We start from the raw sequence: 19,911 nt of genomic DNA, 5'->3' as shown, positions 1-19,911 counted from the left end.
TGGTTCAGACCAGGCTGCGGTACAGCTCCGCCGTCTGGGTGGCGATGCGCGACCAGCTGAAGTCGGACTCCGCGCGTCGGCGACCAGCGGCCCCGTAGGCCCTCGCCTGGGCGGGATCCTGGACGACCTCGGTGAGGGTGGCGGCGAGGTCGGCGACGAAACGCTCCGGGTCGAGCGGGGTGCCGGTGCCGTCGGACGCCTGCGCGAGCGGGACGATCCTGCCGGTCACGCCGTCCTGCACGACCTCCGGGATGCCGCCGGTCCCCGTCCCGACCACGGCGGCACCGCAGGCCATCGCCTCGAGGTTGACGATGCCGAGCGGCTCGTAGATCGACGGGCACACGAAGGTCGTGGCGGCGGTGAGGACGGTGCACAGCTCGTGACGCGGGAGCAGTCGTTCGATCCACACGACCCCGGTGCGCTCGCGCTGCAGCTCCTCGACGAGCGCCTTGACCTCGGCGAGGATCTCCGGGGTGTCGGGAGCGCCGGCACACAGGATGAGCTGCACGTCGGGCGGCAGCAATCGGGCCGCGCGGAGCAGGTACGGCAACCCCTTCTGACGGGTGATCCGACCGACGAAGACGACGGAGGGACGGGACGGGTCGATGCCGAGGGACCGCAGCAGCTCGTCGTCCACGCGTGGCTGCCAGTCGGTCAGGTCGATGCCGTTGTAGATGACCTGCACCTTGGCCGGGTCGAGGCTCGGGTACGACCGCAGGATGTCGCGACGCATGCCGTCGCTGACCGCCACGACGGCCGCGGCGCCTTCGTAGGCGGACTGCTCGATCCAGCTGGACACGCGGTACCCACCGCCGAGCTGCTCGGCCTTCCACGGGCGGAGCGGCTCCAGACTGTGCGCGGTCACGACGTGCGGGATGCCGTGCAGCAGCGACGCGAGGTGACCGGCGCCGTTCGCGTACCAGGTGTGCGAGTGCACGAGGTCGGCCCCGGCGACGTCCTGGGCGATCAGGAGGTCCGTCCCGAGTGTCGTGAGCGCGCCGTTCGCCCCCTCGAGCTCGGCCGGGACGCCGTACGCGACGGTGTCGGCTTCGTCGCGTGGCGCGCCGAAGCAGCGCACGGTCACGTCGATGTCGCTGCGGAGGGATTTCACCAGCTCCGACACGTGGACGCCTGCGCCGCCGTAGATCTCCGGCGGGTACTCCTTTGTCACAAGATCAACTCGCATGTCTAGACGCTAGTACAGGTCTCGTCCGGCATCTATTGTGAAGCCATGGCCGCCTCAAAGAAGATCTTCGGAATCGTCCTCGCTGGTGGGGAAGGGAAGCGGTTGATGCCGCTGACCGCAGACCGCGCGAAACCGGCCGTACCGTTCGGCGGGCAGTACCGCCTGATCGATTTCGCGCTGTCGAACCTCATCAACTCCGGACTCACCCAGATCGTCGTCCTCACCCAGTACAAGTCCCACAGCCTCGACCGCCACGTCTCGCAGACCTGGCGGTTGTCCGGCCTGCTCGACTCCTATGTCGCGTCCGTGCCGGCGCAGCAGCGTCTCGGGAAGCGCTGGTTCAGCGGATCCGCCGACGCGATCCTGCAGAGCCTCAACCTGATCCGCGACGAGAAGCCCGACATCGTCGTGGTCGTCGGCGCCGACCACGTCTACCGCATGGACTTCGCGCAGATGATCGAGGCGCACATCGCCTCGGGCAAGAAGGCGACGGTCGCCGCGATCCGTCAGCCCATCTCCCTCGCCGACCAGTTCGGCGTCATCGACGTCGACGCGGACGACCCGACGACCATCGCCCGCTTCCTCGAGAAGCCGCTCGACGCGCCGGGCCTGCCCGACTCCCCCGGTGAAGTGCTCGCCTCGATGGGCAACTACGTCTTCGACGCCGACGCACTCATGCAGGCGGTCATCGACGACGGCGAGGTGACGAGCTCGAACCACGACATGGGTGGCGACATCGTCCCGTACTTCGTCGATCGCGGCGAGGCCGGCGTCTACGACCTCCAGCGGAACGATGTACCCGGATCGACGGATCGCGATCGCTACTACTGGCGCGACGTGGGGACGATCGAGTCGTTCTACGAGGCCCACCAGGACCTCATCTCGACGCTCCCGATCTTCAACCTGTACAACCGCGACTGGCCGATCTTCAGTTCGCAGCTGAACTCGCCGCCGGCGAAGTTCGTGCGGGACGCGAAGGGCAACCTCGGCCAGACCATCGACTCGATCGTCTCCCTCGGTTCGCTGCTGTCCGGTGCCCACATCGAGCGCAGTGTCCTCGGGCCGTGGGCGCTCGTGGAATCCGGCGCCCATGTCTCCGACTCGGTCGTGTTCGACAAGGTCCACATCGAACCGGACGCCGTCGTCAAGCGGGCTATCCTGGACAAGGATGTGGTGGTCACCTCCGGCGCGAGCGTCGGTGTCGACCACGACCGTGACCGCGCTCGCGGCTTCACCGTCACCGAATCCGGTCTCACCGTGGTTGGCAAGGGAGTACGCGTCGTTCCATGAGTACCGAGCGTTCGGCAGTGGCGGATCCCGAAGCAGCACTCCCCCCACACGCCGGACGAGGTGTCCGGTTCCTCGCGGTCCTCGACGCCGACTCGACGCTCATCGAGAACGAGGTGATCGAGCTGCTCGCCGAGGAGGTCGGCAGCCTCCCCGAGGTCGCCGCCATCACCGAGCGCGCCATGCGCGGTGACCTCGACTTCGCCGACAGCCTCCGGGCCCGGGTCGCGACGCTCGCGGGCCTGCCCGTCGACCGGATCCCGGTGATCGCCGAACGGATCCGGACGACGGCCGGCCTGGAGACGCTGATCGGCCGGCTGCATGCGCACGGGTCGCGGATCGGTGTCGTGTCGGGCGGGTTCCATGAACTGCTCGACCCGCTCGCCGAGGCACTCGGCCTCGACCATGTGCGGGCGAACCGCCTCGAGACCGCCGACGGTCGGTTGACGGGAGGCCTCAGCGGTCCCATCATCGACGCGGCGGCGAAGGCGGCCGCACTGCAGGAGTGGGCCGACGAGGACGGCGTGCCGTTGGCACGGACGATCGCGATCGGCGACGGAGCCAACGACCTCGAGATGATGGCCGTCGCCGGGCTCTCGGTCGCGTTCAACGCGAAGCCGATCGTCCGCCGCCAGGCCGACCTCGTCGCCGGGCGGGTCGACCTCGCCGGCGTCCTCCCGCTCCTCGGGCTCTGATCCGCGCGTCGGGGTCAGCGCCCGAGGTCGGGTTCTGCTCGGTGCGGTGCTGCCCGGGTCAGTGACCCATGCCGAGGCCGCCGTCGACCGGGATCACGGCGCCGGAGATGTAGCCCGCGTCGTCACCGGCGATCCACGTGACGACCTTCGCGACCTCGTTCGCACTCGCGAAACGCGCTGCCGGGATGCTCTTCTTGTACTCGGCCTGGGTCTCGGCGGGCAGTTCGGCGGTCATGTCGGTCTCGATGAACCCCGGGGCGATCACGTTCGCCGTGATCCCACGTGCACCGAGCTCGCGGGTGATGGATCGCGCCATGCCGATGAGGCCGCTCTTCGAGGCCGCGTAGTTGACCTGTCCGGCGGACCCGTAGAGACCCACGACGCTGGAGATGAGCACGATGCGCCCGAAGCGTGCCTTGAGCATGCCCTTGGACGCGCGCTTGACGACGCGGAAGGAGCCGCCGAGGTTCGTGTCGACCACCTGGTCGAAGTCGTCCTCGCTCATCCGCATGAGCAGGGTGTCCTTCGTGATGCCCGCGTTCGCGACGAGCACCTCGACCGGCCCGAGCTCCGACTCGATCTCGGTGAACGCCGCGTCGACGGAGGCGGCGTCGGTGACGTCCGCGCGGACCGTCAACGTGCCCGCGGGGCCCTCGCCGGATCGTGCGGTGACGGCGACGCGGTGACCCTGCGCGACGAACTCCTCGGCGATGGCGAAGCCGATCCCCCGGTTGCCTCCGGTGACGAGTACGGTGCGTGGTGCGGTCATGGTCGATTCCTCTCCTGCGGCGATACCGGCCGACTCGTGCGGCGGCCGTCGGGGCGCGCGGCGTTCCGGCCGCGGACCCGTACCAGCATATGGGGGTACTCCCTTTCTCCCGGTGATTTGGGGGCTTCGCCCACCCGCCGAGCGCGTAGGCTGGTCATGGCATGAAGCAGCAGAGCATCACCTCCCTCCCACCGGCTCCCGAACAGGAGCGCCGGCAGCGGCTCATCAAGTACTCGATCACCATGGGTGTCCGGTTGCTTTGCCTCGCTGCGCTCCCGTTCGTCCAGGGCGGTTGGATGTTCGCGGTCGCAGCCGGTGCCATCTTCCTGCCGTACGTCGCCGTGATCATCGCGAACGCCGGGTCGCTGCCGTCACAGGGGGCCATCGAGCGCCCCACCGGTGTCGTCGTATCCCAGCGGCCGATCATCGTCGACGACTCGGTTCCGCCTCGTCCGGCCGACCAGGCATGATCGGGTTCGGTGCCGAGCCCGACGGCGTGATCTGCTCGCGGGCCGGCTGCCGCGCGGCGGCGAGCTGGCGGATCGAGTGGCGCAACCCGAAGATCCACGCGGAGGACCGTGTGAAGGTCTGGACCGCCTGCGACGAACACGTCGACTTCTTGGAGGCCTTCCTCGAAGCCCGCTCCTTCCCGCTCGAGCGGCGTCCGCTGGCGTCGGCGGTCGGCTCATGAGCGCGGGTTGGCGGTTCGCTTTCAGCCGCCGTTGGCTCGGCTACCTCGGCGTCGCGATCGTGTTCGCGATCGTGTGCGTCCTCCTCTCCAACTGGCAGCTCGCCCGGGCGAGCGAGAAGGAGGAGGAGGTCCAGCGCATCGAGACCAACTGGGACGCGACCCCGATCCCGCTCGACGAAGCGCTGCCGTCACTCGACTCCTTCAGCGTGGCCGACGAATGGCATCCGGTGTCGATGAGCGGTACCTACCTGCCTGACGAACAGCTGCTGGTGCGGAACCGTCCCCGGAACAACCAGGCGGGCTTCAACGTCCTCACGCCGCTCCGACTTGCCAACGGAGACGTGTTCATCGTCGACCGCGGCTGGGTCGCTGCGAACGATTCACTCGAAGCACCCGAGTCGGTCCCGGCGCCTCCGAGCGGAGAGGTCTCGGTCGTCGTCCGCATCCGACCCGGCGAACCGACGCTCCCGGGCCGCGGGGCCGCCGACGGCCAGGTGGCCACGATCAACCTCCCGCAGATCGCCGAACTCCGCGGCGAGACGCTCTACTCCGGTGCGTACGGCATGCTCCTCTCGGAGAGCCCGGCGCCTGCCGAGGCGGCACCGCTCGGTCCGATCAAGCCCGAGCCGAACGAGGGGATGCACCTCTCGTATGCGCTGCAATGGGTGGTCTTCGCGCTGATGGGCTTCATCTTCCTCGCCTATGCCGTCCGTCAGGAGTACCGCATCCTGAACTCCGACGACCCGAAGGAGCAACGGCGTGCGGCTGCGCGCGCCGAACGGCTCGCCGCGAAGGCACGGTCTGACGCCGACATCGAGGATGAGATCCTCGAAGCGAGTCGCTGACCCGACTGCCCCGAGCCGTCGACGGACGGGGCGTACCCGGCCCGTGATGCTCACGGGCCGGGTACGCTGGCCCGCTGGCGCTAGGCCAGGCTGACGAGGTCCTGGTAGTCCTTGTTCCAGTGGTCCTCGACGCCGTCGGGCAGGATGAGCACCCGCTCGGGGTTGAGCGCCTCGACGGCGCCCTCATCGTGACTCACGAGCACGACGGCACCCTCGTAGTGGGCGAGCGCGTCGAGGATCTCCAGCCGGCTGGCCGGGTCGAGGTTGTTGGTCGGTTCGTCCAGAAGGAGCATGTTCGCGCCAGAGACGACGATCATCGCGAGAGCGAGTCTCGTCTTCTCGCCGCCGGACAGCACGCCCGCGAGCTTGTTGGAGTCGTCGCCGGTGAACAGGAACGAGCCGAGGACCTTGCGCGCTTCCATCTCGGTGATGTTCGGCGACGAGGAGACCATGTTCTCCAGCACGCTGCGCTTCACGTCGATCGTCTCGTGCTCCTGCGCGTAGTAGCCGATCCGCAGGCCGTGCCCGGGCTCGAGCTGCCCGGTGTCGGGCTGGTCCACTCCGGCGAGGATCCGCAGCAGGGTCGTCTTGCCCGCACCGTTGAATCCGAGGATGACGACCTTCGAGCCACGGTCGATCGCGAGGTCGACGGCCGTGAAGATCTCGAGCGAGCCGTAGCTCTTCGACAGGTTGCTCGCCATGAGCGGCGTCCGACCACAGGGCGCCGGGGTCGGGAACCGCAGCTTGGCCACGCGGTCTTGCGCGCGGACCTCTTCGAGCCCGGAGAGCATTCGTTCGGCGCGAGCCACCATCTGGTGGGCTGCGGCCGCCTTGCTGGCCTTCGCACCGAACTTGGCCGCCTGGAGCTGGAGCGCCGTCGCCTTCTTCTCGACGTTGGTGCGCTCCTTCTTCCGGCGCTCCTCGTCGGCTTCGCGCTGACGCTGGTAGTTCTTCCAGTTCATGTTGTAGATGTCGATGACGGTGCGGTTCGCATCGAGGTAGAAGACCCGGTTGACGGTCTCGCCGACGAGCTCGATGTCGTGCGAGATCACGATGAACCCGCCCTTGTACTGCTTGAGGAACTCACGCAGCCAGACGACGGAGTCGGCGTCGAGGTGGTTGGTCGGCTCGTCGAGGATGAGCGTCTCGGCGTCGGAGAAGAGGATGCGCGCGAGTTCGATGCGGCGGCGCTGTCCACCCGAGAGCGTCTTCAGCTGCTGATCGAGGATGCGGTCGGGCAGGTTCAGGTTCGATGCGATGGAGGCCGCCTCGGCCTCTGCGGCGTAGCCGCCGAGCGCGTTGAACCGGTCGGTGAGGTTGCCGTACTTCTTCATGGCGGCTTCCGCCACCTTCGGGTCGTCGCTCGCCATGGCCATGCTCGACTCGTGCATGCCGAGCGCGAGCTGGCCGAGACCGCGCGCATCGAGGATGCGGGTGCGGGCGAGGTCCTCCGGGTTGCCGGAGCGCGGGTCCTGCGGCAGGTACCCGATCTCGCCACCGCGATCGATCTTGCCGTTCGTCGGGAGGGTCTCCCCCGCCAGCGTCTTGGTCAGGGTCGTCTTACCGGCACCGTTACGGCCGACGAGGCCGATCTTGTCGCCGGCGGACACACGGAAGTTCACGTGCTCCATGAGCACGCGTGCCCCCACGCGGATCTCGAGGTCGTGCACACTCAGCACAGGCATAGTCCATTTCTTCGGGTGCGTTTCGACAACGCGGAGGGTGGGGGTCAGCCTCCCAGTATAAATCGTGAATCCCATGCTCAGCACCGCGGCCGTGCCGGCGCAGCCGGACGACCGTCAACGCAGGGCGGAGATCCGTCCGACCGCCTCGGTGAGGAGCTCGGGTGAGCAGGCCAGGTTGAGTCGTGCGTGGCCGACGCCTCCGGGCCCGAACGGGGCTCCCTCCTGCAGGGCGACGCGCGCCTCGCGCAGGATGCGCCGCGCCGGGGGCTCGGTCCAATCGAGCGCGGTGCAGTCCAGCCAGGCGAGGTACCCGGCGGCAGGCGGACGGTAGCCGACCTCTGGCAACTCGGTGCCCAGCAGCTCACCGAGCAGCCGCCGGTTGCCGTCGAGCAACCCGAGGAGCCCGTCCAACCAGGGCTCTCCGGCCTCGAAGGCGGCGACCGAAGCCAGCACACCGAACTGGCCCGTCCGCCAGAACACCTCGACCGGCATCCCCGCGACCACGCTCCGTGGCCCGGGGCCGGCGGTGACCATCACCGCGCACTTCAGGCCGGCGAGGTTCCAGGCCTTGCTCGCCGACAGGACGGCGTACCCGTGTTCGGCGGCCTCGTCGGACACGCTGAGATAGGGGACGAACCGCTCGCCCGGCTGGGTGAGCGGAGCGTGGATCTCATCGCTCACGACCGTGACCCCGTACCGCGCGGCCAGCGCGGCGACCGAGCGGAGTTCGTCGACCGTGTGCGGCCGACCGACCGGGTTGTGCGGGTTGCAGAGCAGGAACGCCTTCGCGCCGTTGCGGAATGCGGCTTCGAGACCGTCCAGGTCGAGCCGCCAGCCTCCGGCGGGATCGTCGGCGCGGCTGGACCCGAGCAAGGGGGCGTCCACCACGACTCCCCCGGCCTCGGTGACGAGGTCGAAGAACGGTGGGTAGACCGGCGAGGTGATCACGACGCCCTCGCCGGGCGAGATGACGCGCCGCAGGATCTCGACGATGCCCATGCTGACGTCGGCGGTGGTGAACACGGAGCCGGGATCCAGGTCCCATCCCCAGCGTCGCGCTGCGAAGTCGGCGAACGCCTGTGGGAGCCGTGTGCGGCTCGCGACATACCCGGCGTCACCGCGGTCGATCGCCGCGTGCAGGGTGTCGCGGACCACGGGTGCCAGGGGGACGTCCATCTCGGCGACGAACATGGGCAGGACGTCGTCGGGGTACTCGGACCACTTCTCGCTCGTCCGGCTGCGCAGGACGTCGAGGGGGTCTGCGGACACGATCTCGGTCATGCCTCGACCCTATCCGGGATCAGCCGGACGACGCTGCCGGGAACAGGACGACGGACGGCTGCACTGCAGCCGTCCGTCGTCGTGGAGGTTCGATCAGATCGAGAAGCCGAGGGCACGCATCATGTCGCGCCCGTCGTCCGTGATGCGCTCCGGGCCCCACGGCGGCATCCACACCCAGTTGATGCGGAAGGCGTCGACGATGCCGTCGAGCGCTTGACCCGTCTGCTCCTCGAGGACGTCCGTGAGCGGACATCCGGCGGAGGTCAGGGTCATGTGGATGATGAGTGCGTCGTTCTCGTCATCCCAACCCAGGTCGTAGATGAGACCGAGGTCGACCACGTTCACCCCGAGCTCGGGGTCCATGACGTCCTTGAGCGCCTCTTCGACCTCGTCGAATCGTTGCGGACTGAGCGTTGTTACCATGTCGTTATCTTAGACCGCTCGCGCGGCTTCAGGCACCTTCCGGGGCGACGACGGCATCGACGAGGAAACGGTCGTAGCCTTCGTTCTCGAGTCGGTCGGCGAGCTCGGGACCGCCCTGTTCGGCGATCTTGCCGGCGACGAAGACGTGCACGAAGTCCGGCTTGATGTAGCGGAGGATCCGCGTGTAGTGCGTGATCAGCAGGACGCCGAGGCCCGTGTTCTCCTTGGCGCGGTTGACGCCCTCGGACACGATCTTGAGGGCGTCGACGTCGAGGCCGGAGTCGGTCTCGTCGAGGACTGCGAACTGCGGCTTCAGCAGCTCGAGCTGGAGGATCTCGTGACGCTTCTTCTCGCCACCGGAGAAGCCCTCGTTGACGTTGCGCTCGGCGAAGGCCGGCTCCATGCGCAGGTTCTTCATCGACTCGCGGACGTCCTTGATCCAGCCGCGGATCGCGGGCGCCTCGCCGTCGACCGCGGTCTTCGCCGTGCGGAGAAAGTTCGTGACCGTGACACCGGGGATCTCGACGGGGTACTGCATCGCGAGGAAGAGTCCGGCACGGGCGCGCTCGTCGACGCTCATCGCGAGGACGTCCTCGCCGTCCAGCGTGATGGATCCGCTGTCGACGGTGTACTTCGGGTGGCCGGCGATCGTGTACGCGAGCGTGGACTTGCCCGAACCGTTCGGACCCATGATCGCGTGGGTCTCGCCCTTCCGGATGGTGAGGTCGACGCCACGCAGGATCGGCTTGGTGCCCTGTTCGGTTTCGACGCTGACGTGCAGGTCGCGGATTTCGAGGACTGACATGGTGCTAGATCTCTTTCGTTGCGGTCGGGTCGATGTAGATGTCGCCGTCGATGAGCTCGACGGTGTAGACGGGGACCGGCTCGTAGGCCGGAAGGGTGAGCGGCTTGCCCGTCGTGAGCGAGAACTGCGAGCCGTGTGCCCAGCATTCGAGGTTGCCGTCCTCGACGAAGCCTTCGGACAGCGAGATGTCGCCGTGGGTGCAGACGTCTCCGATCGCGAACAGTTCGTCCGACGCGTCGCGCACGAGGGCGATCGGCACGCCGTCCACCACGACCCGCTTGGCCTGGTTGACGGCGAGCTCGTCGAACGAGCACACCTTCGTCGCCATCAGTGCTGCGCTCCGCCGGTGCCCTGTCCGTCGGCGCCGAGCAGTTCGGCCTCGATGGCCGCCGAGAGGCGCTCCTGCAGCTCGGTGTCGCCGATCTGCTGGATGATCTCCACGAGGAAGCCGCGGACGACGAGTCGTCGTGCCTCGTCCTCAGGGATGCCTCGAGCCTGCAGGTAGAAGAGCTGCTCGTCGTCGAAGCGTCCGGTCGCGCTCGCGTGACCGGCACCGGCGATGTCGCCGGTCTCGATCTCGAGGTTCGGCACGGAGTCGGCACGGGTGCCGTCGGAGAGGACCAGGTTGCGGTTCTGCTCGTAGCTGTCGGTGCCGACGGCACGGTTGCTGATGAGGACGTCGCCGATCCACACGGACCGCGCACCCTCGCCCTGCAGTGCGCCCTTGTAGGTCACGCGCCCGCGGGTGTTCGGTGCGTCGTGGTGCATGTAGACCTGCTGCTCGAGGTGCTGACCCGCGTCGGAGAAGTACACGCCGAGCGAGTCGAGGTCCGAGCCCTGACCGGCGAGGTGCAGGGTCGGGTTCACCCGGACGACCTTGCCGCCGAGCGACACCACGACGTGCTTGAGGTGGGCGTCGCGACCGATGGACGCGAAGTGGCTGGCGAGGTGCACGGCTGCGTCGTCCCACCACTGCACGGTCACGACGGTCACGTCGGCCTGCTCGCCGACGACGATCTCGACGTTCTCGGTGAGGCGGGCGTCGCCCGCGTTCTCGATGATGATGAGGCCGCGGCTGAACGGTGCGGCGGTGATGACGGTGTGCGCAGCGCGGGCGCCGTCGCCGAGCCCGCTCCGCTCGAGGCGCAGGGTCTTGGACTCCTCGCCCGTGACCGAGATCGCCAGCGCCTGGTCGAAGCTCGACCAGGCGTTCGCGGAGGCGCGCTCCTCCGGCACGCCGGCGGAGCCGACGCGGGCGTCGTCGCGACTGATCCACTCGACGCTGAAGCCGTCGACGTCGTCGTGCGTGATCGGGGTGGGCGAGCCGTCGAGCTCCCCCGCGGTGAGGTCGGTGAACTGCGCGACCGGGCTGAGCTTCCAGACCGCCTCGCGTCCCGTCACCGCTGGGAAGTCGGCGACATCATAGGAGCTGAAGCGCTCCGATCGGGTCTGCACCGGGATGACGCGTCCTGCGCCGTCGCTGTGTGCCGTGATGCCGTGCTGTCCTTCGGTCTGAGTCGGTGCTGCAGTCGTCATTAACCGACGGATCCTTCCATGCCCATCTCGATGAGCTTGTTGAGTTCGAGTGCGTACTCCATGGGCAGTTCGCGGGCGATCGGCTCGATGAAGCCGCGGACGATCATCGCCATGGCCTCGTCTTCCGGCATGCCGCGGCTCATGAGGTAGAAGAGCTGCTCCTCGCTGACCTTGGACACCGTCGCCTCGTGTCCGAGCTGGACGTCGTCCACACGGATGTCGATCGCCGGGTACGTGTCGCTGCGGGAGATGGTGTCGACCAGGAGCGCGTCGCAGCGCACGGTGTTGGCCGAGTGATGGGCGTTGGCGTCCACGCGGACCTCGCCGCGGTATCCCGCGCGTCCGCCGCCTCGGGCGATCGACTTGGAGACGATGGACGACTGCGTGTACGGAGCCATGTGGATCATCTTCGCGCCGGCGTCCTGGTGCTGGCCGGGACCGGCGAACGCGACGGACAGGGTCTCGCCCTTGGCGTGCTCGCCCATGAGGTAGATGGACGGGTACTTCATCGTGACCTTGGATCCGATGTTGCCGTCGATCCACTCCATGGTCGCGCCTTCGGCGGCCGTGGCGCGCTTCGTGACCAGGTTGTAGACGTTGTTCGACCAGTTCTGGATCGTCGTGTAGCGGACGCGGGCGTTCTTCTTGACGATGATCTCGACGACCGCGGAGTGCAGCGAGTCCGACTTGTAGATCGGCGCGGTGCAACCCTCGATGTAGTGCACGTAGCTGCCCTCGTCGGCGATGATCAGCGTGCGCTCGAACTGACCCATGTTCTCGGTGTTGATCCGGAAGTAGGCCTGCAGCGGGATCTCGACGTGCACGCCGGGCGGCACGTAGACGAAGGAGCCACCCGACCACACGGCGGTGTTCAGCGCGGCGAACTTGTTGTCGCCGGACGGGATGACCGTGCCGAAGTACTCCTCGAAGAACTCGGGGTGCTCACGCAACGCCGTGTCGGTGTCCATGAAGATGACACCCTGCGCCTCGAGCTCCTCGTTGATCTGGTGGTAGACCACCTCGGACTCGTACTGCGCGGCGACGCCGGAGACGAGGCGCTGGCGCTCCGCCTCGGGGATGCCGAGCTTCTCGTAGGTGTTCTTGATGTCGTCCGGCAGGTCCTCCCAGGTCTGAGCCTGCTTCTCGGTGGACCGGACGAAGTACTTGATGTTCTCGAAGTCGATCTCGGAGAGGTCGGCGCCCCACGTCGGCATGGGCTTGCGCTCGAACAGCTGCAGGGCCTTGAGGCGGCGCTGCAGCATCCAGTCCGGTTCGCTCTTCAGTGCGGAGATGTCGGCCACGACCTCCGTGGAGATGCCGCGGCGCGCTGAAGCGCCGGCGACGTCGCCGTCGTGCCATCCGAACTCGTATTGGCCGAGTCCGGCGAGCTCCGGGCGATCGATCAGGATGTCTGACATGTGTCCCTCTTTCCTCCCTGGAGACAACCACCGGCTGGAGGTCGTCATTCCCTCCCATGGCACGCGCCTGATCGGAGCGGATTGGGGAGGGGATGTGCGGGCGGCTTCTTCGCGAACCTACAATGTTCATGAACCATGGCGCTTCTCGCGCGCACCGTGAACCTCATAATCCTACAGCTTCCTGTGGGTTGTGGGTGAGGACGGTGGATACCGCAGCCGTGGCCACCGCGAACCGAAGGATCGACCCGTGTCACACCACTCCAAGACCGCCGGTCGACCGACGCCGGCACCGTCCCTTCCCGACCGGGTGCGGGCCACCCGGTTCTGGCAGTGGTTGCCGACGACGATCGACAAGCGCGTACGGGTCGTCGCCTGGCTCTCGTTCGCCTTCCAGCTCGTCCTCATCGGGACCGGGGGCGCCGTCCGCCTGACGGCCTCCGGGCTCGGATGCCCGACGTGGCCGCGCTGCACGGACGACTCCTTCGTCAACACGCCGGAGATGGGCATCCACGGCTTCATCGAGTTCGGCAACCGCCTTCTGACCTTCGTCCTCGCGGCCATCGTGATCGCCGCGTTCCTCGCGGTGATCCGCATGCGTCGGCAGCGCCCCGACCTCTTCCGACTGACCCTGCTCCAGGGCCTGTCGATCCCCGCGCAGGCGGTCCTCGGCGGCATCACCGTCCTCACCGGGCTGAACCCGTACGTGGTCGGGCTGCACTTCGTCATCTCGATCGTCCTGGTCGCCCTCGCGACGATGCTCGTCCATCGGGTCTACCGCGGGCCCCGTGGTGCGGTGAAGGTCATGCCCGGCTGGTACCTCGGCGTCGTCCACCTGACGAGCCTCTTCGTCGCCGTCACCGTCGTGTTCGGCATCCTGACGACGGGCTCGGGCCCGCACGCCGGCGACAACTCGAAGGAGGTGCCGGCGCCGCGCAACGGGTTCGACCCCGAGTTCCTCCAGCACCTGCACAGCTGGCCCGCCTACGCGACGCTCGCCGGCACCATCGTGCTGCTCGTCGGCGCGATCGCGCTCGGTGCCCGCCGCGGGTCGCGCGGGGTGCGCACCGCGGTCTCCACGCTGCTCGCGGTCGAAGTGGTGCAGATCATCGTGGGGCTCACCCAGGCCCGCCTCGGACTCCCCGAGGTGCTCGTCGGGCTGCACATGGTGCTCGCCGGACTGCTCGTCGCCGCGATGACCTGGGTCGTGCTGCAGCAGCGGATCCCGGTCCGGACCGCGTCACGCGTCGAGGAGTCGGCATCCCTCAGCGTCTCCCGCTGACGGCTCAGACGCACTTCCGCTGACGGGTCAGCGGGCCTGCTGACGACTCACTGCGCCTGCTGACGACTCAGAGCATCCCGACCGCGGTCACGCGGACGACCGCGGTCCCGGTCTCGTCGGAGGCGTCGAGATCGATGACCGCGCTGATCCCCCAGTCATGGTCGCCGGCCGGATCGGCGAACACCTGACGCACCCGCCAGACACCGCCCGTGTCGCCGACGGGGCGCTCGTCCTCGTCGTCGACGACCAGCAGCGCCGGGCTCCGTGCTGCAGCGCCGGTCGGGAGTTCACCGTGCTCCTCGAAGTACGGATCCATGGCGTCCGCCCAGGTGTCGGCGTCGAATCCAGCCGACGCGTCGAGCTCGCCGAGCGCGTCGTAGTGCTCCAGCGACGCGAGCTGGACCCGGCGGAAGAGTTCGTTCCGGACGAGGACGGTGAACGCCCGGCGGTTGGCGAGGACGCTCCGTGGCGTGGGTGGGAGTGACCGACTCGTCTCCGCATGGCGTTCGGGGTCCGGGTGGGACAGTTCCTCCCACTCGTCGAGCAGACTCGAGTCGACCTGTCGGACGAGTTCTCCGAGCCACTCGATCAGGTCCTGGAGCTCCTCGTCCTTGAACTCGTCCGGCACGCTCTGCCGGATCGCCCGGAAGGCGTCGGAGAGGTATCGCAGGACGAGTCCCTCGGACCTCGAAAGACTGTAGAACGAGACGAACTCGCTGAAGTTCAGTGCACGCTCGATGAAGTCGCGGACGACCGCCTTCGGGCGGAGCTCGAGGTCGAGTGCCCACGGCTGCGCGGCGGTGTAGCTCGTGAACGCCGCCTCGAGGAGTTCCGCCAGCGGTCTCGGATGGGTGACAGCCTCGAGGAGCTCCATGCGCTGGTCGTACTCGATCCCCTCGGCCTTCATCGCCTGCACGGCCTCGCCCCTGGCGAGGTGCTGCTGGGCCATGACGATCTGGCGCGGATCGTCGAGCGTCGACTCGACCACCGAGATGACGTCGAGGGCGAAGCCGGGCTCCGCGGGGTCCAACAGCTCGAACGCGGCGAGGGCGAACGGCGACAGCGGAGCGTTGAGCGCGAAGTTCGGCTGCAGTTCGACCGTGAGGCCGATGACGACCTCACCCGTCTCGGGGTCGATCGTCTGGGTGATCACCCCTGCCGTTCGGAGGGTGCGGTAGATCTCGAGTGCCCGCCTGGCCAGGGCGAAGCGTCTCGCCCGAGGCTCGTGGTTGTCGAAGACGAGGGAGCGGATGGTGCCGAAGCTGTCGCCGCCGCGTGCGATGACGCTGAGCATCATCGCGTGGGTGAGCTGCATGTGGCTGGTCAGCGTCTCAGGCTCGGCCGCGACGAGTCGCTGGAAGCTCGGCTCCCCCCAGGACACGAACCCCTCCGGCGCCTTCTTCCGGATGATCTTCCGGCGCTTCTTCGGGTCGTCGCCGGCCTTCTCGATGAGCTTGAGGTTCTCGGTCTCGTGCTCGGGGGCCTGGACGACGACGGTGCCCGCGGTGTCGTAGCCGGCCCGACCCGCACGACCGGCGATCTGGTGGAACTCCCGGGCGTTCACCTGGCGCATCTTCGTGCCGTCGTACTTCGTGAGCGCCGTGAACAGGACCGTGCGGATCGGGACGTTGATCCCGACGCCGAGGGTGTCCGTCCCGCAGATGACGCGGAGGAGACCACGTTGGGCCAGCTGCTCCACGAGGCGTCGGTACTTCGGCAGCATGCCGGCGTGGTGCACGCCTATTCCGCTGCGGACGAGCCGGGACAGCGTCGTGCCGAACGCGGTGCTGAACCGGAAGTCGCCGATGGCGTCGGCGATCTCGTCGCGTTGCTCGCGGGTGACGACCTTGAGGCTGGTCAACGCCTGGGCCCGCTCGAGCGCCGCCGCCTGCGCGAAGTGGACGATGTAGATCGGAGCCTGTCCCGTGTGGAGGAGGTCTTCCACGGTCTCGTGGATCGGTGTGGTCGCGTAGGAGAAATGGAGCGGGACCGGTCGTTCGACACCGGTCACGATGGCGGTCTCGCGGCCGGTCCGGCGCTCGAGGTCGCGCGCGAGGTCGCCGACGTCGCCGAGGGTCGCGGACATGAGGATGAACTGCGTGTCCGGGAGGGTGAGCAGCGGCACCTGCCACGCCCACCCGCGGTCGGGGTCGGCGTAGAAGTGGAACTCGTCCATCACGACCTGGTCGATGCCGGCGTCCTCGCCGTGCCGGAGCGCCAGGTTGGCGACGATCTCCGCGGTGCAGCAGACGATCGGCGCGTCGGCGTTCACCGAGGAGTCCCCGGTGACCATCCCGACGTTCTCCGCGCCGAACATCTCGACGAGTGCGAAGAACTTCTCGCTGACGAGCGCCTTGATCGGGGCCGTGTAGTAGCTGCGGCGACCGGAGCTCAGCGCCGCGAAGTGCGCGCCGGCGGCGACGAGGCTCTTGCCGGTGCCCGTCGGGGTGGAGAGGATGACGTTGGCGCCGTCGACGATGCCGATGAGCGCCTCCTCCTGCGCCGGGTACAGGCTCAGTCCGCCGGCCTCGGCCCAGGAGACGAACCGATCGAAGACGATGTCGGGGCTCTCCCCCGCCGCAGCGATCAGCCGGCCGCGTTCCGCTGCGTCAGCCACCGGGTCAGAACGGGAGCAGCGGGTCGATGCCGACGGCGAGGAACAGGAGGGTCAGGTAGGTGATCGACCCGTGGAAGACGCGCATCGGCGAGACGTGCTCGTGGCGGATCGCGAGGTTGTAGAGGCGGTGGGTCTCGTAGACGAACCAGCCGCCGGACAGGAGGGCGACGGCGCTGTACAGCAGCCCCATGTCGGCCACCGGGATGAGCAGGAGCGAGCAGACGACCGTCGCCCACGCGTACAGGATGACCTGGAGGCCGACCTGCGCGCGACCGCGGACGACGGCGAGCATCGGCACGCCGACGGCCTGGTAGTCACTGCGGTACTTCATGGACAGCGGCCAGTAGTGCGGCGGCGTCCAGAGGAACACGACCGCGAAGAGGATGATCGGTGCCCACGAGAGCGAACCGGTGACGGCGGCCCAGCCGATGACGACGGGGAAGCAGCCCGCGATGCCACCCCAGATGATGTTCTGCTGGGTGCGTCGCTTCAGCCACAGCGTGTACACGAAGACGTAGAAGAGGATCGCGCCGACGGACAGTGCGGCCGCGAGCCAGTTGGTGGTGGCGAGGAGCCAGACCGTCGAGACGACGCCGAGCGTCCACGCGAACACGAGTGCCTCGCGCGGCGTGAGCTCGCCGGTCACGAGGGGGCGCTTCTTCGTGCGGTCCATGACCGCGTCGATGTCGCGGTCGATGTAGCAGTTGAACGCCGCCGCGGAGCCCGCGCTCAACGACCCGCCGATGACTGTCGCGATGACGAGCCACCAGTCGGGCAGACCGCCCTTCGCGAGGATCATGACGGGGATCGTCGTCACGAGCAGCAGTTCCATGACCCGCGGCTTGGTGAGGGCGATGTACGCCTTCGCCTTGCGTCGGAAACCGAGCTTGGGGCTCGACACACGTTCTGCTACAGCGACGTCCATTGCTCCTCTAACGTTCGGTTCACCACGCACTGCTCGCCCGGTGCGCGGTCCGCAGACGATTCTACGACACGCGCGGACGGCTCCCTACTCACGGTGCGCAGACGCGCGGTCCCTCACCGGGTGACGCCCGTCCTGCAAGCTCTGCGACGATCCGTGACGTCGCGTGTTCGCGCTCGTCGAACATCGACCCTCGGCTGCAGGGGTTCGCTATGCTGGGAAGTGCTCGCCAGCCACTGTGCACGCGTGCGCCCCCCTTCACCCAGTTCGAAGAGCGGTGTCGTGTGCTCGGACGCCGAAGACGACGTGGGCCGCGAACGCACAGAAGAAGGCTCGACCGCTCGTCGGCCTCCTGTTCCGATGAGAAGGGTCAGTATTCAGTGGCAGATCTGCAGTGGGAAAGCATTGACAGCAAAGCAGTCGACACGGCGCGCATCCTCGCCGCCGACGCGGTGGAGAAGGTCGGCAACGGCCACCCGGGAACGGCGATGAGTCTCGCCCCCGCCGCCTACCTGCTGTTCCAGAAGGTCATGCGACGCGATCCGAAGGACCAGGACTGGCTCGGACGCGACCGCTTCGTCCTGTCGGTCGGGCACAGCTCGCTGACCCAGTACGTCCAGCTCTACCTGGGCGGCTACGGTCTGGAACTCTCCGACCTCGAGGCGCTCCGCACCTGGGGCTCGCTCACGCCGGGTCACCCGGAGTACGGCCACACCGACGGCGTCGAGATCACCACCGGTCCCCTCGGCCAGGGGCTCGCCTCCGCCGTGGGCTTCGCGTACGCGTCCCGCTTCGAGCGTGGCCTGTTCGACCCCGAGGCCGAGGCCGGCACGAGCCCGTTCGACCACTTCGTCTACGTCATCGCCGGTGACGGCGACCTGCAGGAAGGCGTCACGAGCGAGGCCTCCTCGCTCGCCGGTCACCAGCAGCTCGGCAACCTCATCGCGATCTACGACTCCAACCAGATCTCGATCGAGGACGACACCAACATCGCCTTCACCGAGGACGTCAAGGCCCGCTACGAGGCCTACCACTGGCACGTCCAGGTCGTCGACTGGAAGAAGACGGGCGAGTACGTCGAGGACGTCCACGCGCTCAACGACGCGATCGAGGCCGCGAAGGCCGAGACCGACAAGCCGTCGCTCATCATCCTCAAGACCATCATCGGTTGGCCGGCTCCCAAGAAGCAGAACTCCGGCAAGATCCACGGTTCGGCGCTGGGCGCCGAGGAGCTCGCGGCCGTCAAGGAGGTGCTCGGCTTCGACCCCGAGCAGAACTTCTTCGTCGCCGACGAGGTCATCGAGCACACCCGCAAGGCGATCGACCGCGGTGCCGAGGCACGCGCCGAGTGGCAGCAGACGTTCGACGCCTGGGCCGCGGCCAACCCGGAGCGCGCTGCGCTGCTCGAGCGTCTCGAGGCCGGCGAACTCCCCGAGGGTGTCGAGTCGGCGCTGCCCGTGTTCGAGGCCGGCAAGGACGTCTCGACCCGCGCCGCATCCGGCAAGGTGCTCAACGCCCTCGGCCCGGTCATCCCGGAGCTCTGGGGCGGTTCGGCCGACCTCGCCGAGTCGAACAACACGACGATCGAGGGCGGTGCGTCGTTCATCCCGAGCGAGCACTCCACCCACGAGTGGACCGGGAACCCCTACGGTCGCGTCCTGCACTTCGGCATCCGCGAGCACGCCATGGCCGCGATCCTCAACGGCATCGTCCTGCACGGCCCGACCCGCGCGTTCGGTGGCACCTTCCTCATCTTCAGCGACTACATGCGTCCGGCCGTCCGTCTCGCCGCGCTCATGAACGTGCCGTCCATCTTCGTGTGGACCCACGACTCCGTCGCCCTCGGTGAGGACGGCCCCACGCACCAGCCGATCGAGCAGCTCGCCTCGCTCCGTGCCATCCCGAACCTCGCCGTCGTGCGACCGGGTGACGCGAACGAGGTGGCCTACGCCTGGCTCGAGATCCTCAAGCGTCGCGGCGGCCCGACCGGCATCGCGCTGACCCGTCAGAACATCCCGGTGTTCGAGCGCGGCACGGGCGACGCCACCGGCGAGACCTTCGCTGCAGCGTCGAACGTCGCCAAGGGTGCGTACATCCTCGCCGAGGCTCCCGGCGGCACGCCGGACGTCATCCTCATCGCGACGGGCTCCGAGCTCCAGCTCGCCGTCGAGGCCCGTGAGGTCCTGCGCGGCGAGGGCGTCAACGCTCGCGTCGTCTCGGTGCCCGCACTCGAGTGGTTCGAGGAGCAGTCCGCCGAGTACCGCGAGTCCGTCCTCCCGAAGGCCGTCACCGCACGCGTCTCCGTCGAGGCGGGTCTCGGCCTGACCTGGAAGAGCATCGTCGGCGACGCCGGCCGGACCGTGTCGATCGAGCACTTCGGTGCGTCCGCCGACTACAAGACGCTGTTCCGTGAGTTCGGCATCACCACGGAGGCAGTCGTCTCCGCAGCACACGAGACGCTCGGCAAGTAGC

At 68.1% G+C, this 19,911-nt stretch carries 18 protein-coding genes; 7 read left to right on the top strand and 11 right to left on the bottom strand.

Going from position 1 to position 19,911, the window contains the following annotated elements:
• Window positions 1-4: 4 nt before the first annotated feature.
• Window positions 5-1,186, bottom strand: coding sequence for a glycogen synthase (glgA, locus tag IFT89_RS05250; RefSeq protein ID WP_202938432.1), 1,182 nt, complete (start codon window positions 1,184-1,186; stop codon window positions 5-7).
• Between the two features lie 45 nt (window positions 1,187-1,231).
• On the opposite strand from glgA, the gene IFT89_RS05245 reads away from it, so the two are divergent.
• Window positions 1,232-2,476 carry a glucose-1-phosphate adenylyltransferase gene (locus IFT89_RS05245; protein ID WP_064296946.1) on the top strand — a complete coding sequence of 415 codons (1,245 nt, stop codon included), beginning with the start codon at window positions 1,232-1,234 and terminating at the stop codon, window positions 2,474-2,476.
• Window positions 2,473-3,168, top strand: coding sequence for a phosphoserine phosphatase SerB (gene serB, locus IFT89_RS05240; protein ID WP_202938431.1), 696 nt, complete (start codon window positions 2,473-2,475; stop codon window positions 3,166-3,168). Before IFT89_RS05245 ends, serB begins: the two co-directional genes overlap by 4 nt.
• Before the next feature lie 58 nt (window positions 3,169-3,226).
• Here serB and fabG read toward each other — a convergent pair whose 3' ends face one another.
• Window positions 3,227-3,937, bottom strand: a complete 711-nt coding sequence (gene fabG / locus IFT89_RS05235; RefSeq protein ID WP_079705970.1) for a 3-oxoacyl-ACP reductase FabG — start codon at window positions 3,935-3,937, stop codon at window positions 3,227-3,229.
• A 161-nt stretch (window positions 3,938-4,098) separates the two neighbouring features.
• Here fabG and IFT89_RS05230 point away from each other — a divergent pair, with 161 nt between their 5' ends.
• The 3 genes from IFT89_RS05230 to IFT89_RS05220 are packed head-to-tail and all read left to right on the top strand — an operon-like array spanning window position 4,099 to window position 5,473.
• Window positions 4,099-4,407 carry a DUF3099 domain-containing protein gene (locus tag IFT89_RS05230; RefSeq protein WP_086473255.1) on the top strand — a complete coding sequence of 103 codons (309 nt, stop codon included), beginning with the start codon at window positions 4,099-4,101 and terminating at the stop codon, window positions 4,405-4,407.
• On the top strand, window positions 4,404-4,628 hold the full coding sequence (locus IFT89_RS05225; protein WP_079705968.1) for a hypothetical protein: 225 nt from the start codon (window positions 4,404-4,406) through the stop codon (window positions 4,626-4,628). Before IFT89_RS05230 ends, IFT89_RS05225 begins: the two co-directional genes overlap by 4 nt.
• Complete coding sequence (locus tag IFT89_RS05220) at window positions 4,625-5,473, top strand: SURF1 family cytochrome oxidase biogenesis protein (protein WP_192017929.1); 849 nt, start codon at window positions 4,625-4,627, stop codon at window positions 5,471-5,473. The genes IFT89_RS05225 and IFT89_RS05220 overlap by 4 nt, the downstream gene beginning before the upstream one ends.
• Before the next feature lie 80 nt (window positions 5,474-5,553).
• Here IFT89_RS05220 and abc-f read toward each other — a convergent pair whose 3' ends face one another.
• The 7 genes from abc-f to sufB form a co-directional block, all read right to left on the bottom strand.
• On the bottom strand, window positions 5,554-7,152 hold the full coding sequence (gene abc-f / locus IFT89_RS05215) for a ribosomal protection-like ABC-F family protein (protein WP_056005615.1): 1,599 nt from the start codon (window positions 7,150-7,152) through the stop codon (window positions 5,554-5,556).
• Between the two features lie 120 nt (window positions 7,153-7,272).
• Window positions 7,273-8,439: a MalY/PatB family protein gene (locus tag IFT89_RS05210; protein ID WP_202938430.1), complete on the bottom strand. Its 1,167-nt coding sequence runs from the start codon at window positions 8,437-8,439 to the stop codon at window positions 7,273-7,275.
• A 93-nt stretch (window positions 8,440-8,532) separates the two neighbouring features.
• Window positions 8,533-8,862 carry a metal-sulfur cluster assembly factor gene (locus IFT89_RS05205; protein ID WP_056005622.1) on the bottom strand — a complete coding sequence of 110 codons (330 nt, stop codon included), beginning with the start codon at window positions 8,860-8,862 and terminating at the stop codon, window positions 8,533-8,535.
• Between the two features lie 28 nt (window positions 8,863-8,890).
• On the bottom strand, window positions 8,891-9,667 hold the full coding sequence (gene sufC, locus IFT89_RS05200) for a Fe-S cluster assembly ATPase SufC (protein ID WP_079002531.1): 777 nt from the start codon (window positions 9,665-9,667) through the stop codon (window positions 8,891-8,893).
• A 4-nt stretch (window positions 9,668-9,671) separates the two neighbouring features.
• Entirely contained in the window at window positions 9,672-9,995 is a 324-nt protein-coding gene (locus IFT89_RS05195) for a non-heme iron oxygenase ferredoxin subunit (RefSeq protein ID WP_064296937.1), read from the bottom strand.
• Window positions 9,995-11,203 carry a Fe-S cluster assembly protein SufD gene (gene sufD, locus IFT89_RS05190; RefSeq protein WP_191941116.1) on the bottom strand — a complete coding sequence of 403 codons (1,209 nt, stop codon included), beginning with the start codon at window positions 11,201-11,203 and terminating at the stop codon, window positions 9,995-9,997. Before sufD ends, IFT89_RS05195 begins: the two co-directional genes overlap by 1 nt.
• Window positions 11,203-12,621, bottom strand: coding sequence for a Fe-S cluster assembly protein SufB (gene sufB, locus IFT89_RS05185; RefSeq protein ID WP_056005633.1), 1,419 nt, complete (start codon window positions 12,619-12,621; stop codon window positions 11,203-11,205). The genes sufD and sufB overlap by 1 nt, the downstream gene beginning before the upstream one ends.
• A gap of 307 nt (window positions 12,622-12,928) precedes the next feature.
• Between sufB and IFT89_RS05180 the strand changes: the two genes are divergently transcribed.
• The gene (locus IFT89_RS05180) at window positions 12,929-13,900 is read left to right on the top strand and encodes a COX15/CtaA family protein (RefSeq protein WP_137243062.1); all 972 of its coding nucleotides are present in this window, start codon (window positions 12,929-12,931) and stop codon (window positions 13,898-13,900) included.
• A gap of 67 nt (window positions 13,901-13,967) precedes the next feature.
• Here IFT89_RS05180 and IFT89_RS05175 read toward each other — a convergent pair whose 3' ends face one another.
• Window positions 13,968-16,517 carry a DEAD/DEAH box helicase gene (locus tag IFT89_RS05175; RefSeq protein WP_192017931.1) on the bottom strand — a complete coding sequence of 850 codons (2,550 nt, stop codon included), beginning with the start codon at window positions 16,515-16,517 and terminating at the stop codon, window positions 13,968-13,970.
• Window positions 16,518-16,521: 4 nt separating this feature from the next.
• On the bottom strand, window positions 16,522-17,442 hold the full coding sequence (locus IFT89_RS05170) for a heme o synthase (RefSeq protein ID WP_064296933.1): 921 nt from the start codon (window positions 17,440-17,442) through the stop codon (window positions 16,522-16,524).
• Between the two features lie 377 nt (window positions 17,443-17,819).
• Here IFT89_RS05170 and tkt point away from each other — a divergent pair, with 377 nt between their 5' ends.
• Window positions 17,820-19,910 carry a transketolase gene (tkt, locus tag IFT89_RS05165; RefSeq protein WP_064296932.1) on the top strand — a complete coding sequence of 697 codons (2,091 nt, stop codon included), beginning with the start codon at window positions 17,820-17,822 and terminating at the stop codon, window positions 19,908-19,910.
• The last annotated feature ends 1 nt before the right edge of the window (window position 19,911 follow it).

The organism is Plantibacter sp. CFBP 13570, from assembly GCF_014841395.1.
Classification (GTDB): domain Bacteria; phylum Actinomycetota; class Actinomycetes; order Actinomycetales; family Microbacteriaceae; genus Plantibacter; species Plantibacter auratus.
This window is presented reverse-complemented; position numbering and strand designations above follow the sequence as displayed.